Annotated in this window: 13 protein-coding genes; 4 read left to right on the top strand and 9 right to left on the bottom strand. The window is 61.1% G+C overall.

Going from position 1 to position 15926, the window contains the following annotated elements; translation table 11 throughout:
* The first annotated feature begins 73 nt into the window (after positions 1–73).
* Complete coding sequence (locus ACWGZX_RS10930; protein WP_452628317.1) at positions 74–2200, top strand: mechanosensitive ion channel family protein; 2127 nt, start codon at positions 74–76, stop codon at positions 2198–2200.
* A gap of 59 nt (positions 2201–2259) precedes the next feature.
* Here the strand turns inward: ACWGZX_RS10930 and ACWGZX_RS10925 are convergent, their stop codons facing one another.
* Positions 2260–6576, bottom strand: a complete 4317-nt coding sequence (locus ACWGZX_RS10925) for an Lhr family helicase (RefSeq protein ID WP_452628316.1) — start codon at positions 6574–6576, stop codon at positions 2260–2262.
* Positions 6577–6937: 361 nt separating this feature from the next.
* On the opposite strand from ACWGZX_RS10925, the gene ACWGZX_RS10920 reads away from it, so the two are divergent.
* Together ACWGZX_RS10920 and ACWGZX_RS10915 are read left to right on the top strand one after the other, a co-directional pair.
* Entirely contained in the window at positions 6938–7822 is an 885-nt protein-coding gene (locus tag ACWGZX_RS10920; RefSeq protein ID WP_452628315.1) for a sugar nucleotide-binding protein, read from the top strand.
* Positions 7815–8744 carry an NAD-dependent epimerase/dehydratase family protein gene (locus ACWGZX_RS10915; protein ID WP_452628314.1) on the top strand — a complete coding sequence of 310 codons (930 nt, stop codon included), beginning with the start codon at positions 7815–7817 and terminating at the stop codon, positions 8742–8744. Before ACWGZX_RS10920 ends, ACWGZX_RS10915 begins: the two co-directional genes overlap by 8 nt.
* 192 nt (positions 8745–8936) lie before the next feature.
* On the opposite strand, the gene ACWGZX_RS10910 is transcribed toward ACWGZX_RS10915, so the two are convergent.
* From ACWGZX_RS10910 to ACWGZX_RS10890, 5 genes are all read right to left on the bottom strand, one after another.
* Positions 8937–9638, bottom strand: a complete 702-nt coding sequence (locus ACWGZX_RS10910; RefSeq protein ID WP_452628313.1) for an OmpW/AlkL family protein — start codon at positions 9636–9638, stop codon at positions 8937–8939.
* 253 nt (positions 9639–9891) lie between these two features.
* A complete protein-coding gene (locus ACWGZX_RS10905) occupies positions 9892–10410 on the bottom strand; it encodes a DUF3299 domain-containing protein (RefSeq protein WP_223521882.1) in 519 nt (172 codons plus the stop codon).
* A gap of 11 nt (positions 10411–10421) precedes the next feature.
* Positions 10422–11687: an ABC transporter permease gene (locus tag ACWGZX_RS10900; protein WP_452628312.1), complete on the bottom strand. Its 1266-nt coding sequence runs from the start codon at positions 11685–11687 to the stop codon at positions 10422–10424.
* 1 nt (position 11688) lies between these two features.
* Complete coding sequence (locus ACWGZX_RS10895) at positions 11689–12399, bottom strand: ABC transporter ATP-binding protein (RefSeq protein WP_223521886.1); 711 nt, start codon at positions 12397–12399, stop codon at positions 11689–11691.
* Between the two features lie 141 nt (positions 12400–12540).
* Positions 12541–13116: a DUF2796 domain-containing protein gene (locus ACWGZX_RS10890; protein WP_452628311.1), complete on the bottom strand. Its 576-nt coding sequence runs from the start codon at positions 13114–13116 to the stop codon at positions 12541–12543.
* Between the two features lie 135 nt (positions 13117–13251).
* Between ACWGZX_RS10890 and ACWGZX_RS10885 the strand changes: the two genes are divergently transcribed.
* On the top strand, positions 13252–13590 hold the full coding sequence (locus ACWGZX_RS10885) for a hypothetical protein (RefSeq protein WP_452628310.1): 339 nt from the start codon (positions 13252–13254) through the stop codon (positions 13588–13590).
* 91 nt (positions 13591–13681) lie between these two features.
* On the opposite strand, the gene trxA is transcribed toward ACWGZX_RS10885, so the two are convergent.
* The 3 genes from trxA to ACWGZX_RS10870 all read right to left on the bottom strand — a co-directional run bounded on the left by trxA (position 13682) and on the right by ACWGZX_RS10870 (position 15866).
* Positions 13682–14554, bottom strand: a complete 873-nt coding sequence (gene trxA, locus ACWGZX_RS10880) for a thioredoxin (protein WP_452628309.1) — start codon at positions 14552–14554, stop codon at positions 13682–13684.
* 197 nt (positions 14555–14751) lie between these two features.
* Positions 14752–15405 (bottom strand): class I SAM-dependent methyltransferase, encoded by a 654-nt coding sequence (locus ACWGZX_RS10875; protein ID WP_452628308.1) that lies wholly within the window; start codon positions 15403–15405, stop codon positions 14752–14754.
* The gene (locus ACWGZX_RS10870; RefSeq protein WP_223521896.1) at positions 15402–15866 is read right to left on the bottom strand and encodes a YbaY family lipoprotein; all 465 of its coding nucleotides are present in this window, start codon (positions 15864–15866) and stop codon (positions 15402–15404) included. The genes ACWGZX_RS10875 and ACWGZX_RS10870 overlap by 4 nt, the downstream gene beginning before the upstream one ends.
* Between the last annotated feature and the right edge of the window lie 60 nt (positions 15867–15926).

The raw sequence follows: 15926 nt of genomic DNA, 5'->3' as shown, positions 1-15926 counted from the left end.
TCTACGCTTGTAGACGCGGACGAAGGCTGCGATCTTTCGCTTTCATTACGGCTATTCAAAAGGAGCACTGCGTTTGCATCAGTTCAAGACTGCGATACTGCTGGCGCTACTGCTCATGACTGGCAGCGCCGGGCTACAAGCGGCGGCGATACCGGGCCTGCCGGCGACCAGCACCGCCGCGACGCCACCGGCCCATCCGGAGCCGCTGGTCCAGGGTGGTTTGCTTGGAGCGATCAGTTCGAGCATCGATGAGGTCGAGGGAAAACTTGATCTCAACGAAGACCTGGTCGATGCCTGGCGTCTGCGCGCAGACCGTGCAGCCGATGAAGTCGATCAACTGGTCAATCATCCATCGGCGCGTTCCAGCTGGAGCGTGGCGGGGGATTTCCTGCTGTTATCCGGCGTGTGGGCGGGCGTCTTTGCGTTGCTCTGGCTGCTTGGCGGGCTGCTGGCCACGCGTCTGAGCCGGCACCGCTTGCTGCTCAACCGCGAACGCGGCCAGGCTGTACTCGGTTATGCATTGCCTTACAGCGTTCCGGCGCTGGTCAGCCTGCCGTTGACGATTTTTGTCAGCCACTACTTACCAGTGTCGGCCGGCCGGGCGCTGGCATTGTGTTTCGCCTATGCCACCAGCAGCGGCATCTTCGCCGCCTCGCTAGTGCTGACATTGGTGCTCCTGTTCAATGCCGGCCACAAGCGTCGGGCGGTGCAGATCCTTCGTCACTACAGCCCACGGCCGTTGTTTGGAATCGGCTTTCTGGTCGCCATCAGCGATGCCTTGACCAGCCCGCAGATCGCTCACCAGTTGGGCAGCAATCTCACCAGCAGTGTCGCGGTATTGACCGGGCTGGGAGCCTCGATTGCCTTTGGTCTGCTGGTGATCAAAATGCGTCGTCCGGTCGCTCATCTGATCCGCATTCTGCCGTTGGCCCAGCGCCTCAAGCAGCCGGCACTGCGCGAGACGCTGCGGATTTTTTCCGGTCTGTGGTATTGGCCGATTCTGTTGATGGTGATGGTCTCGGTCATCAACCTGGTCAGCATCAGCGATGACAACCAACAAGTGCTGCGCAGCGCACTGTTCACCACCGTGTTGTTGATTGCGACGGTGTTTCTCAGCACGACGCTGCATCACCTTTTCAAGTCTCGAAGCGAGCATGCGGCGCGTCGCAGCAATGCCTACAAAGAGCGTTTCCTGAGCCTTTCACACGCCTTGCTGCGGATCGGCATGGCGATTGTTTTCATCGATATCCTGGGGCGTATCTGGGGGGTGTCACTCCTGGAGTTCGCGATGAGCAACACGGTCGGGCGAGCGATCAGTGATTCGCTGAGCCGTATCGGTCTGATTTTCCTGGTGACCTGGATGGTTTGGGTGGTGCTCGACACGGCGATTCAGGAAGCCCTGAAGCCACCGGTCAACAAACGCTCTGCACACCAGCCGAGTACGCGGGTGAAAACCATCCTGCCGCTGCTACGCAACGCGGTCAAAATCCTGCTGGTGGTGATTTGCGCGATCACCACCATGGCTAACCTTGGGATTAACGTGGCACCGTTTCTGGCGGGTGCCGGGGTCGTGGGGCTGGCCATCGGTTTCGGCTCCCAGCAACTGGTGCAGGACGTCATTACCGGGCTGTTCATCATCATCGAAGACACCTTGTCGATTGGTGATTGGGTGGTGCTCGATTCCGGGCATGCGGGTACGGTCGAAGGCCTGACCATCCGCACCCTGCGTCTGCGCGACGGCAAGGGTTTTGTGCACTCGGTGCCGTTCGGCCAGATCAAGGCGGTGACCAACCAGTCCCGGCAATTCGCTTATGCGTTCTTCTCGGTGCAGTTCACCTACGACACCGATGTCGACAAGGCGATTGAATTGATCCGCGAGGCTGGGCATTCGATCAGCGACGACCCGTTTCTCAAGTACAACCTGCAAGGGCCACTCGATGTATTCGGTGTCGACAAAATGGACCTCAATGGCGTGGTGCTGACGGCGCAGTTCCGCACCGTGTCGGGTGGGCAATATGCGGTGAGCCGGGCATTCAACCAGCGTTTGAAAAAGCTTGTGGATAACAGCCCGTGGGTGCATTTCGCGCAGACTTATCCACAACAGGTTTTCATGCCCAAGCGGCAGATGGATGAGCAGGATGACGAGGTGACGCGGGAGCATTCGGCGGTGCTATTGCCGGATCAACCGCGGACTCAATAATTTGTGGTGAGGCTGATGGCCCCTTCGACTTGCCCGCGAAGAGGCCAGTCCGGACGGCATCAATGCCGGATCAGCTTGCTGTGCAGCTCGGCAGTCAACTGCTGATCCAGCTCCAACCAAAAATGCGGCTTCCCGGCAATCTCCGCCGCCGCCGGAAGCCCATCGCGGTACACCAGCCGATTACTCGCCAACGCCGGTACTTTCGCACCGGGTAACAGCGTCCCGGCCAGGTTCAACGGGTCAACCCCGCACACCGCAATCAAACTGCCGTCATGCGGCCGTCGACGTACTTCGCGCAGCAGTGGAATCGCCTCGGGCAACGCAAACTGTTCACCGGCCAAGCCACTGACGAACCGACCGCCACGTATTTCGCCCCGAGCCTCCAGCCGATGGAACGTGCGCAGCAATTCGCGCCAGCTCGGCAGCCAGTCCGCCTCACGTTCCAGCAAGCGCCAGAACACCACGCCGTAGCGTCGCAGCAAGGTCATCGCGATGTGTTCCAGTGTCTCGGTCGGTGTCGGCGCCGGACGTTGGTTGTCCACAACCGGCGCGGCAGGCCCGCGGCGCAACAAGGCCCAGCGCCCGGCATCGTCCATCCCGCCGACAAACGCTCCGCGCCCGCGTCGACTGCTGCGATTTCGGCGTTTGCTGGCCGGGGTGATCAGCGCCCGTAACCCGGCGAAGCTGTCGGCATTCACCAACCCGGCGCCGACCAGTTCCTGCAAGGCGATTTCCAGTTCCGAGCGCAGCAGATGAGCTTCGTGCATCAGCTCATCGAAAAACAGCGCGCCGTGTTGGCTGAGCGCTTCGTGCACTTTTTGCGTTTTGGGTGACAATTCGCTGACCGGTGTCTGCTCGGTCAAGCCGCTCCACAAGCCGACCTGAGTGCGCGGCAACAACAGAATCGGCGTGCTGCGCAATGCCGTGCTGGCGCCCTTGTTGCGGGCGGTCAGGCGCGTCCAGACCAGTTTGCCGCTGCGGCACAGATCATCCAGCCAGCCCGGTGAATAGTCTTTGATTCGTGCCGACAGAATGTCGCTGTCCCAGGCTGATGCGGCGGCGGGATAGCCTTCGAACTGACCGACGAGGGCGGGCAATACCGCGCTGCCCTGGCCCTGAGTTGCCGCCGACAGATGCTGCCAGTCGAACAGAAAACGCATGAAATCCTGCAACGCCACCGGCTCGATTTCGCGCCGCAAACGCTTGACCGTGTAGCGATGAATTCGCGCCAGCAAATGTCGTTCGCACCATTGCTCAAACCCTGCGCCGGGCGTGAAGCGGCCGCGCAACACATAGCCTTCGCGTTCCAGTTGCGCCAAGGCCTGGGTGACATGATTCGCCGCCAATCCAAGCGGCTCGGCAATCGCTGTGAGTGGCAACGGCCCAAACGCGCTGAGCCGTGCGCGGATCACTTCAAGCACGGCCTCGTCTGGCGCCCAGGCCTCATCGAAACCGGGCAACGCTTGCAGCGCCGGCACTAATGTCGCCTGTGGATAAATCGGCTGCAAGCAGGCCAGCCGCTCCACTGCCAGCCACAAACCTTGCCTGGTGTTGATCTGCAACCGGCTGGCGCGACCGCTGTCGGCCAAGGCGTTCAGCCAGTCGAGCCAGTGTGCATTGGCCTGCGCCTCGGCATCGGTGATGCACGCAAGGCTCATCAACGCCTCATGCATTTCATCGATTCCGGTGGGCGTCGGCCAAGCCTCATCGCGTACCGCTTGAATCGCGTCGGCATCCAGCGCACCGAGGTCGTCAGAGGACTGTGGATCGGTCCAGCGCCGGTTGAGCACCGCTTGCGTACGCCGCTCTTCAAGCGGCGCATCGTCCAGAAAGGTGTAGGGTCGGGCGCTGAGGATTTCCGCCGCCAGCGGCGACGGCGCCGGCAGGTCACGACTGATCAGCTGTACGTCGCCACATTCCATGCGCCGCAGCAAAGCCAGCCAACCTTCGCTGTCCATCGCCTCGTGCAGGCAATCGTCGAGGGTCTGTTCCACCAGCGGATGGTCGGGAATTTCACGCTCACCGGCGAGGTTTTCCACGCAGGCAATCTGATCGGGAAAGACGCTGGCGATCAGGTCTTCGCTTTTCATCCGCTGGATCTGCGGCGGGACTTTACGTCCGCCGCTGTAGCGCGGAAGGGCCAGGGCGACGCCGGCATTCCAACGCCAGCGCACGCCGAACAGTGGCGCGTCGAGCACCGCTTGAATCAGCAGGTGCTCGGCGCTGTTGCTGTGCAGGTAGCGCCAGACGTCGTCGAGTTCAAAGCTGTGGCTGGTGGACAGCGACAGCACGATCGCGTCTTCGCTGGCGGCGGCCTGCAATTCGAAGTTGAAAGTGCGGCAGAAGCGCTTGCGCAGGGCCAGGCCCCAGGCGCGATTGATGCGACTGCCGAACGGGGTGTGGATGATGAGTTGCGTGCCACCGGACTCGTCGAAAAACCGCTCCATCAGCAACGTGTCTTGTGACGGCAGGGCACCCAGCGTCAGGCGCGCCCGGGCGAGGTAATCCACCAGTTGCCCGGCGCTGGCGACGTTCAGGCCGAGGGTGTCGGTCAGCCAGTCGAGGGCTGGTTGCAGGTTGCCCGGCGTGGCGCCGAGCAAGTCGTCGAGGTGCGCTTGCAGGCGAGCGACGGCGAACGAAAGCTCCGTGCTGCGCCCCGGTGCTTCACCCAGCCAGAACGGAATGGTCGGCGGTTGGCCCTGAGCGTCTTCGACCCGGACCTTGCCGGTTTCGACCCGCAGGATTCGGTAGGAGGTATTGCCCAACTGGAACACGTCCCCGGCAATGCTTTCCACCGCAAAGTCTTCGTTGACGCTGCCGATATTCAGCCCTTGGGGTTCCAGCAAAACGCTGTAGTCGGCGTTGTCCGGAATGGTCCCGCCACTGGTAACGGCGGTCAGCTTGGCGCCCCGGCGACCGCGCAGGGTGCGGGTGACGGCGTCGCGGTGCAGGTAAGCGCTGCGCATGCCCTGCCGACCGTTGTAGCCCTCGGCGAGCATGTGCAGCAGCGCCTGATAATGTTTTTCGTCGAGTTCGGCATAAGGCGAGGCGTTACGCAGCATCGCCAGCAACGCTTGCTCTGACCATTCCTGGCAACTGACCTCGGCGATGATTTGTTGCGCGAGTACGTCCAGCGGCGCAGTGGGAATCTGCAATGTGTCGAGTTCGCCGCGCCTTACACAATCGAGCAGCGCGGCGCATTCGATCAGGTCGTCGCGGGTGGTGGCAAACAAGCGGCCCTTGGACGTACCGCCGACCTGGTGCCCGGAACGGCCGACCCGTTGCAGAAACCCTGAAATCGAGCGCGGCGAGGCGATTTGGCACACCAGGTCGACATCGCCAATGTCGATGCCCAATTCCAGTGAAGCGGTGGCGATCAGCACTTGCAGGTTGCCACGCTTGAGCCGTTGTTCGGCGTCCAGACGAAACTCTTTGGCCAGGCTGCCGTGGTGGGCGGCCACGGCGTCCTTTCCAAGGCGTTCGCTCAGATGCCGGCTCAGGCGTTCGGCAAGACGCCGGGTGTTGACGAAAATCAGCGTGGTCCGGTGTTCGCGGGCGAGGGCGGCGAGGCGGTCGTAGACCAGTTCCCACACATCGTTGGCCATGACCGCTGACAACGGCACGGGCGGGACTTCGATGTCCAGATCCCGTGGGCGGGCGTGACCGATGTCGATGATGTCGCAAGGACGGTCGCGGCCCACGAGAAAGCGCGACACCGCTTCGATGGGTTTTTGCGTGGCGGACAGACCAATGCGCACCAGCGGTTCTGCGCACAACGCCTGCAACCGTTCAAGGCTCAGGGCCAAATGGCTGCCACGTTTGCTGGCGGCGATGGCGTGGATTTCATCGACAATCACTGTGCGTGTGGTGCCGAGCATCTGTCGGCCGGAGTCCGAGCCGAGCAGCACGTAAAGGGATTCCGGGGTGGTCACCAGAATGTGCGGCGCGATCTTGCGCATGGCCGAGCGATCTTTTTGCGGGGTGTCACCGGTGCGCACGGCGGTGTTGATCTGCAATGGGGGCAGGCCCATCACCCGCAATTGCTCGGTGATCCCGGCGAGCGGGTCTTGCAGGTTGATCTGGATGTCGTTGGACAAGGCCTTGAGCGGCGAGACATAGACCACCAGTGTTTCATCTGGCAGCCCGTCGTCGGTTTCCAGCCCCCGGTGAACCAGGTCGTCGATGACGGCGAGGAAGGCAGTGAGGGTTTTGCCGGACCCGGTGGGCGCGGCAATCAGGGTCGAGCGGCGCTGGCGAATCAATGGCCACGCCCGGGCCTGGGCGGCGGTGACCGTCGGGAAGGTGTTGCTGAACCAGGCGCTGACGGCGGGGTGGAAGCCTGCCAGGGCGCTGTCCGTCGGGATTGGCAGATTCATGTTCTGATTTATGCGGTCGGCCACGGGAAGTTGCAAGCCCCTAAAGCTGACCGGTATCCCTGTGGCGAGGGGGCTTGTCGGAACGCCGCACCGCCCCGTTCGGCTGCGCAGCAGTCGTAAAGTCAGCCAATGCGGCCTTTCAGGAGAAACAGATAGACAGTTTTTGGGGCCGCTGCGCGACCCAACGGGGGCAAGCCCCCTCGCCACAGGGACCACCGAAAATTGCGGGATCTACACTTTACGGATGACGGTTGCGCACTAAACCCGCAAAATGCAACGATTCCAGAAACTATCAACGACATGGCCCGCGGGCCTTGTCGATAAAAGCCATCGTTCCAATCAGACTGGGCCTGCTGACTCTATGCGAATGCGCCTTATGTTACTGGGCGGCGGAAATGCCCTTGGGCAGGCGCTGATTCGCCTCGGTGCGGAGGAAGACATCGGTTTCCTCGCCCCCCGCCCCCCGCAAGACGGCTGGGATGCCGCGAGCCTGACGCAACTGCTCGACGACACCCGTCCGGACGCGTTGATCAACCTCGCCTACTACTTCGACTGGTTTCAGGCGGAAGCGGTCAGCGAGCAACGTCTGGCCGGGCAGGAGCGAGCAATCGAGCGTCTGGCCGAACTGTGCCAGCATCACAACATCGTTCTGCTGCAACCCTCGAGCTATCGCGTGTTCGATGGCTCCCGTGCCACCGCCTACAGCGAGAAGGACGAACCGGTTCCGCTGGGGCTGCGCGGTCAGTCGTTGTGGCGCATCGAACAAAGCGTTCGCGCGACTTGCCCGCAGCACGTATTGCTGCGTTTCGGTTGGTTACTCGATGACAGTCCTGACGGCACGCTCGGGCGTTTCCTCGCGCGGGCCGAGACGCCTGAAGAGCTGTTGTTGGCCGACGACCGCCGGGGCAACCCGACACCGGTCGACGATGCGGCCCGTGTGATCATCTCGGTGCTCAAACAACTCGATTGTGCGGCGCCGCTGTGGGGCACCTATCATTACGCCGGTCATGAGGCGACCACGCCGCTGGCACTGGGTCAGGCTATCCTGACCGAAGCACGCAGCCTGCATCCGCTGGCCATTGAAGCGCCGACTGCCCAGGCTCACGCCGCGCGACCGGATGCCGCCGAAGAGCCGCAACACGCGGTGCTGGCCTGCAAGAAAATTTTGCACACGTTCGGGATCAAACCTCGCGCTTGGCGCGCCGCACTCCCGGGCTTACTGGATAGGTTTTATCGCCATGGCTGACGGCCCTGTTTTAATCACCGGCGGTGCCGGTTTCATCGGCTCGCACCTGACCGATGCCTTGCTCGCCAAGGGGCATTCGGTGCGCATTCTCGATGATCTGTCCACCGGCAAACGCAGCAACCTGCCGCTGGATAACCCCAACCTCGAATTGATCGTAGGTGATGTCGCCGACGCTGCTTTGGTGGCTCGGGCGATGGTCGGTTGCAGCGCCGTGGCGCACCTGGCCGCGGTGGCCTCGGTACAGGCCTCGGTGGCCGATCCGGTGAAGACTCACCAAAGCAATTTCATCAGTTCGCTGAATGTCTGCGAAGCCATGCGCCAGACCGGCGTCAAACGCGTGCTGTTTGCCTCCAGTGCGGCGGTTTACGGCAACAATGGCGAAGGTGAGTCGATCGACGAAGACACGCCCAAGGCGCCATTGACGCCTTACGCAGTGGACAAGTTGGCGAGCGAGCACTACTTCGAATTCTACCGTCGCCAGCATGCGCTGGAGCCGGTGATTTTCCGCTTCTTCAACATCTTCGGCCCGCGTCAGGACCCCTCCTCGCCGTATTCCGGGGTCATCAGCATTTTCAGCGAACGGGCGCGCCAAGGTCTGCCGATTACCGTGTTCGGTGATGGCGAGCAGACGCGCGATTTCGTCTACGTCGAGGATCTGATTGAACTGCTGGTGCAGGCCATCGAAAAGCCGCAAGTTGAAGCCGGTGCGGTGAATGTCGGCTGGAACCAGGCGACCAGTCTCAAGCAATTGCTACAAGCGCTGGAAGCGCTGTTCGGTGAGTTGCCGCCCATCAGCTACGTCCCGGCGCGCTCTGGCGATATCCGCCATTCGCGGGCGAACAACCGGCGTTTGCTGGAGCGCTTTACCTACCCTGCGCAGACACCCATGAGTGTTGGCCTGGCACGGTTGTTGGGGCGCTGAGATTTTCGCGATCACAAAAAAGGCGCCTGTGAAGGCGCCTTTTTTATTGGGGCTGGCTGTGTGCTGTCTGGGCTGACGTCTTCGCGAGCAGGTCGAATCGTCGCACCGTCGCCCCCACAGTGGTTGTGTGTTGATGCACAGATCAAATGTGGGAGCGACGGTGCGACGATTCGACCTGCTCGCGAAGGGGGCTTAGAATTTGTAACCCAAGCCAACCATGTAAACGAACGGGTCTACGTCCACATCGACTTTAGCCCGGGTACCCGGCGCAATCGCGTTGTTTTCAACGGTCGCGGTGGTGTCGATGTCGATGTAGCGCACTTGGGCGTTGATCAAGATGTTGTCGGTGATCATGTAGTCAGCACCAACCTGAAACGTCATGCCCCACGAGTTGTCCGCTTCGAAGTTGCTGAAGCCCTTGGCCTGGGCTTCGCTGCCGACGTTTTCGTCGTAGATCACGGTGTAGTTGATGCCGGCGCCGAGGTACGGTTGGAAAGCGGACTTCGGGTCCAGCGGGTAGTACACGACGCTCAAGGTCGGTGGTAGCTGTTTAATGGTGCCGAGTTTACCGTTGGCCGCAGAGCCCAGGGCAGTGCCTTTGAGTTTCACGTCATGCTCGAACGGGGTGGCTGCCAGCAGTTCGATCCCCCAGTGGCTGGTAAACATGTACGCGAAGTTCAGACCCAGCTGCGTGTCGCTGCTCAGGGTGGCTTCGCCACCCAGGTCTGCACCGGCCAGCGGGCCTTGATCGACCTTAACGCTGGAGCTGTCGGCTTTTGGGTCGACGGTGATTGCGCCGGCACGAATAAGGATGTCGCCAGCCTCGAAGGCGTGGGCGAGCGGGGCTGCGAGCGCGAGGGCAACCAGCGAGGCGCTGAGCAAAGACTTGTGCATGGGAGGGCTCCAAAGGGCGTTAAAAATTTTTGATGCCCAATGGTACAAAGCCGTCTGATGCGGTCTTTTGATTCAGCTCAATGAAAACAGTGATGGGGCTTGTTTCTGTGGTGTAACTGAGGCCCCATCGCGGGCAAGTCGAATCGTCGCACCGCCGCTCCCGCAGGGTTTAGGTGATCCCTGTGGGAGCGACGGTGCGACGATTCGACCTGCTAGCGATAGCTATCTTGTGGGCGACACAGAAATGCCGGATTCACTCCGGCAATTCATACACATAAATCTTGTTCGCCTCCATCTGATATCCGGCATCCGCCAACTCACTGGTTGATGCCTTGACCTGCATCGCCCCCTCGATCCAGTACGGTTGGTACAGCTCATCCAGCTTCACGCCGACTTCGCTTTTCACATGCACGATCTGGTTCGACGGCGGTGGTGGCACATGGATGCACGCGCCGAAATACGGCACCAGCAGAAACTCCGTGGTACGACCGTCTTCACTCACTTCCAGTGGAACGATGTAGCCCGGCAGGCGAATATTCTGACCATCAAGGCTCTTCACCACCGGCGCATTCGGCATGTCCTGTCTGGCGGCGGGTGCCGACTCGGCAGACAGCGTGCTGCTCATCTGCGACAGGTCGTGCAGGGGCGTCATGTTCGGCACTTCCGGCGCGGCATCCGGCGGGATCATTTGCGACCAGGTCAGGTCTTTCGGCTCGGCTGCCCATAGGGGCAGGGCGACCAGCATCAGCAGCGCAAGTAAGGCGCGGGGCATATTCAACGTCCTCATAGTCGGATCGACAGGCCATCGGCCAACGATTGGCGATACGCGCGCCAGGCCGGCACGCTGCCCATCAGCAAGGCGGCGATCAGGATGCCACCGAGCAGCGTCCATTCATATTCGCTGGGCCACGCGAGTGGCAGGTACAAGCCATAATTGGCTTGCACGTAACCTTGGGCGGCGGCGATGCACACATAGAGCAATGCCACGCCGGCAATCACCCCGGACAGCGCCAATGCAAACGCCTCCAACACCAGCAAGGTCGCGATGTGCCACGGCCGGGCTCCCACCGAACGCAGTATCGCCATCTCGCGCCGACGTTCGTTCAGGCTGGTGAGAATCGCCGTGAGCATGCCGATCAACCCGGTCAGCACCACAAACAGCGAGACCACAAACAAGGCTTTTTCCGCCGTGCTCATCAAACTCCACAGCTCTTGCAGTGCAACGCCCGGCAGGATCGCCAGCATCGGCTCGCCACGGAATTCATTGATTTCGCGTTGCATCGCAAAGGTCGAAATCTTGCTGTTGAGGCCGAGCATGAACGCAGTGATCGCTTGCGGCGTGAGGTCCATGTTGCGCGCCTGATCGGCACTGATCCGGCCGTTGCCTTGCGCTGGCACACCGTTGTGCCAGTCGACGTGAATCGCCTCCATGCCGCCAAGGCTGATGTGCAGCGTGCGGTCCACAGGGGTTCCGGTGCGTTTGAGAATGCCGACCACGGTGAACGGTTTATCGTCGTGCTTGACCAGGCTGATCACCGCCACGCCGTGGGCCAGTACCAGTTTGTCGCCGAGCTTGTAGTGCAATGCATCCGCCACTTCGGCACCGAGCACCACTTCAAACGGATCGGTGGCGAAGGCGCGACCGTCGGCCAGTTCCAGATGCTGCTGATGGCCGTACTGGTAATGCTCGAAGTAGGCCTCAGTGGTGCCCATTACTCGATAGCCGCGATGGGAGTCGCCAAGGGACATCGGGATCGCCCATTTCACTTTCGGATTGTTGGCGAAGTGTTCGAAGCTGTCCCAGCGGATGTTGTTGGTGGCGTTGCCGATTCGGAACACCGAGTACAGCAACAGGTTCACCGAACCGGAACGCGCGCCGACGATCAAGTCGGTACCGCTGATGGTGCTGGCGAAACTGGCTTTGGCTTCGGTGCGCACTCGTTCAACCGCCAACAGCAGGCACACCGACAGGGCGATGGCGAACGCGGTGAGGAGGGCGGTGAAGCGCCGGTTAGCCAGACTGGCCATGGCTAGACGAAACAAATACATCTCAGACCTCGAACGGGGTGGCGGCGCGATTGAGTTCGGCCAGCGACAGGTGGCGATCGAACAGCGGTGCGAGGCTCTGATCATGGCTGACAAATAACAGGCTCGAGCCGGCTTCACGGCATTCGGCGAACAACAACCGAATGAAGTTTTCTCGCGCGTCGTAGTCCAGGGCCGACGTCGGTTCGTCGGCGATGACCAATTCCGGTTGGCCGATCAACGCGCGCGCAGCGGCCACGCGTTGCTGCTGGCCGATGGACAGCGAGTCGGCGCGACGGCTGAGGATGCTTTCATCCTTCAAACCCAAATGAGCGAGCAGGGTGGCCGCTGCCTGATCGACGCTGCCGTGGCGCTGTTTCGCCCGTTCGGCACGCAGCCTGGAGAAGTGGCAGGGCAGTTCGACGTTCTCGCGCACTGATAGAAACGGCAGCAAATTGAATTGTTGGAAGATGTAACCGGTGTGATCGACGCGGAAACGGTCGCGCGCACCGGCGCCGAGTTCGGTCAGTTCCTGGCCAAGCAGACGAATGCTGCCGCGATCCGGCTTCTGCACGCCACCGAGCAGGCCGAGCAGGGTGGTTTTGCCACTGCCGCTGGGGCCTTTGAGGAACAGGGTTTCGCCAGGTTCCAGGCGAAACGCCGGGATATCCAGCAACGGTGGGTGACCGGGCCAACTGAAGCCCAGGTCGGACAGTTCGATGAGTGCTTGGGTCATGTGAAACCGGTCAGGTGATAGTTGAACCGCCCATGTGGGAGCGAGCCTGCTCGCGAATGCGGTGTGACAGACAACATCTCTGTTGAATGTGACGGCCCATTCGCGAGCAGGCTCGCTCCCACAGGGGGATTTGAGGTGGATTCAGAATTTCAGGGCGGCCGCCTTGGCTGTCACTTCAACGCCTTGCTGCCCGCTCGGGCTGATCAGTTGTACCTGAATTTTCTGGGTCGCCGGGAACGTGTTGAAGATGTTCGCCAAGTCCAGGTTTTTCAGGGCGCCGGGAGCTGCGCAGGTGAATTGGTAGTGAGCGTGGATTTCGCTGTGATCGTGATGATGTTCGTCTTTGGCGTCTTCATCGTGGTCATCGGCGTCCGGTTTGTCACCGAACAACGGGCTTTCCAGTTCCTGCATGGCGACCACGCAACCGGCCGCTTTTGGCAGGTTGAACAGCACCAGTGGTTTTTCGAGTTGCGCACGAACGGTGGCGACTTTGGCTTTGTCGGTATCTGTGGTGGCGGCATGTTCGAAGCCCACCAGGTTCATCGCCGGGCTTTCCAGTTCCAGCTCCAGGGTCTGGCCATCCAGCGCGGCATTCAAGCGACCGACGCCATGTTCGTGGGCGCCGAGGCTGCCGTGCTCATGATCATGTTCGTCAGCGGCGTGGGCGACGGCCAGCGGCAACAAGGCAAACGGCAAAGCGAGCAGCAGACGGCGCATGGCGGGTCTCCGAAAAGTAAAATGAAGAAATTGTTATGTAATCTTATAACGTAAGTGAGCGGAGTTTGACCGGCTACTTGGCGTTGCACAAGTCCCATGGGAGCATGCAGGTCAGAAATGTGCAGGAGCAGACGTATGTTGCGTATACGCGGAAGCATCGGCGACTGGCCGGTGGATTTGACGCTGGAGATGGATGACGGCGACTGGGCACGGCTCGGCGCGCAGTTGCAGGTGAACAAGCCCGAAGTCAGTTTCGCCCCGGCCAAACCGGTGACTCAGGATGAGGCGTTGTGGCAGATCGCCAGGGACCTGTTGCGTAAGGCCGGGCAATTGAGCGGGCCGGATTTGCTCGATCAGCTGGAAACTCTGACGGGCAGCGCGGCGTCGGGCAAGCGCTTGTTGGTGCGCTTGCGCCATTGCCCGGATGTGAAGGTGGAAAGCGGCGCGGATACGCCGATGTACCGCTGGCTGTAGGAGCCGGCTTGCTGGCGATGCAGACGCTGCGTTTCATCAGGTGAACCGCGTCATCGTTCATCGCCAGCAAGCCGGCTCCTACAGGTCACGATCAGTACAACGCAGCAAACAGCTTGCGGCGGTACGTGGTCACTAGCGGATGGTCATTGCCCAGCAGTTCGAACACCTGCAGCAAGGTCTTGTGCGGCAAGCCTTCGCTGTAGCTGCGATTGCGGATGAACAGTTTCAGCAACGAGTCCAGCGCCGGCTCGTATTGCTGGCGAGCCAGTTGCTGAATGGCCAGTTGATACACCGCTTCATCATCCTGCGGATTTTTCGCCAGGCGCGCTTTCAGGTCTGCCGCATCCGGAAAATCCTTGGCCTGGCCGAGAAACAGGATCTGCGCCTTGGCGCCGGCCAACGCCGCTTTGTGTTCATCGCTCTTGACCGCGTCGAGCACGGTTTGCGCTTCACCCAACTCACCGCGCTCGGTGAGGCAGCGGGCGTAGAGGATCAGCGCTTTGGCGTTAGTGTTGTCTTCGCCCAGCAGCACTTTCAGCACGGCTTCGGCGTCGGCGAAACGACTGTCATCGAACAAGGCCTGAGCCTGCTCGAACGGGTCGGCGGCGGCCGGTGGCGGCATTTGAACATGGGGCTCAAGCATCGCCCTTACTGCGGATTCGGGCTGTGCACCGGCAAAACCGTCGACCGGTTGACCATCTTTAAACAGCACTACGGTCGGCAGGCTGCGAATCCCGAAACGGGCGACGATGTCTTGCTCGATGTCACAGTTGACCTTGGCCAGCAGCAACTCGCCCTGATAGCTCTCGGCGATGGTCTGTAGCAACGGCATCAGCACTTTGCAGGGCGCACACCATTCGGCCCAGAAATCCACCAGCACCGGTTTGTGGAAGGAGTTCTCGATCACCGACTGGTCGAAATCAGCAGTCGTGGCGTCGAAGATGTACGGCGTTTCCTGACTCATGTGGGATCTCTTGGAAGCGTGAATGGGGCAACTATACGGCTTGGTGGGGGGTGGCCGGAAGCGGGGTGACAGTTGGGGATGTGTTGTCTGACAGGACGCCTTCGCGAGCAAGCCCGCTCCCCCAAGTGATCTACGTCACACCGAACATCCCTGTGGGAGCGAGCCGGCTCCGGGCGGCGATCCGACGATGCCTTTAGCTAGCGCAGCGCATGGTAAAGGCTCACATGCCGAAACTCTTCGGGCTCGGCCAGATCCGGCAGGGTCATCGCTTCCAGCATTTCGATGCGCTGATACAGCGAATGACGAAAATCCCTGACACGCGAATCGGCCACCAGCGCCTCTTTGCCGCGGGTTAAAAATTCATCGAGCAATGGCAGGTTCACCCGGTCGTAGAGCACATCGGCGACCAGGATCAAATCAAACCGGTCCGCCTCGGCGAAAAAGTCGGTCGAGTAGTTGAGATGGACATCATTGAGTTGCGCGTTTGCCCGGCACGCGGCAATCGCCAGCGGGTCGAGGTCACAGGCCACCACTTCAAGCGCGCCGGCCTTCACTGCAGCGATGCCCGCCACCCCGGAACCGGCACCGAAATCCAGCACCCGTTTGCCTTTGACCCACTCGGGGAATTCGGCGAGGTAGCGCGCCACTGCCAGGCCACTGGCCCAGCAGAAACTCCAGTACGGCGGCTCATGCAGAATCCGCCGGGTTTCTTCCGGGCTGAATGCGCGGTCCATGTTGTCGCCGTCGATCAGCCAGAGTTTCAGGTCGGTCTCGGGTAATGCGACAGGTACAAGCTGCGCATCACCGAGCAGTTCACCCAAGGCTTGTTGCAGGTCGAGCGGTGCAATCATGGCGCTTTGACAAATTGCAGCTGACCCAAAGCCTGCGTGGTTGGCTGCGAAATGACCCGCGACGGCAGATGCAGAATCAACTGGCCGGACTGGCTGGCACGACCGCGCAGTTCAACGCGGGCACCGGACGGGAACGATTCCGGATTAAAACGCAGGTGAAATGGCAGCACTTGATTGGTGCCGATCAAACTGGAGCTGGCGAGCAATTGTTGCGGGCGATCCTTTTCGTCGATCACCAGCAGCGCCAGTTCGACTTCGGCGCCGGCCGGCACGCCTTGCAAGGTGCCACTCAATTCACGTTGATACGCCGGCAGCGGTCCGAGGTTGGCCGATTCTTGCGCTTTTTTCTGCGCAGCCTGTGGGGCCGGCCCTGGTGTCGGCGGCTGGGACTTGGGTGCATCGCTGCCGCAGGCCACTAGCAGGCTGAATAGACTGAGCAAAACGAGCGGTCTTAGGGACATTTACGGCTCCAGCAAGGTGAAATCCATGGATCAAACACTATAGCCGTCTGTATACCGCAA

The organism is Pseudomonas sp. CLCA07, from assembly GCF_053615335.1.
The sequence above is the reverse complement of the archived record's forward strand: the minus strand, read 5'-3'. Positions and strand labels throughout refer to the sequence as shown.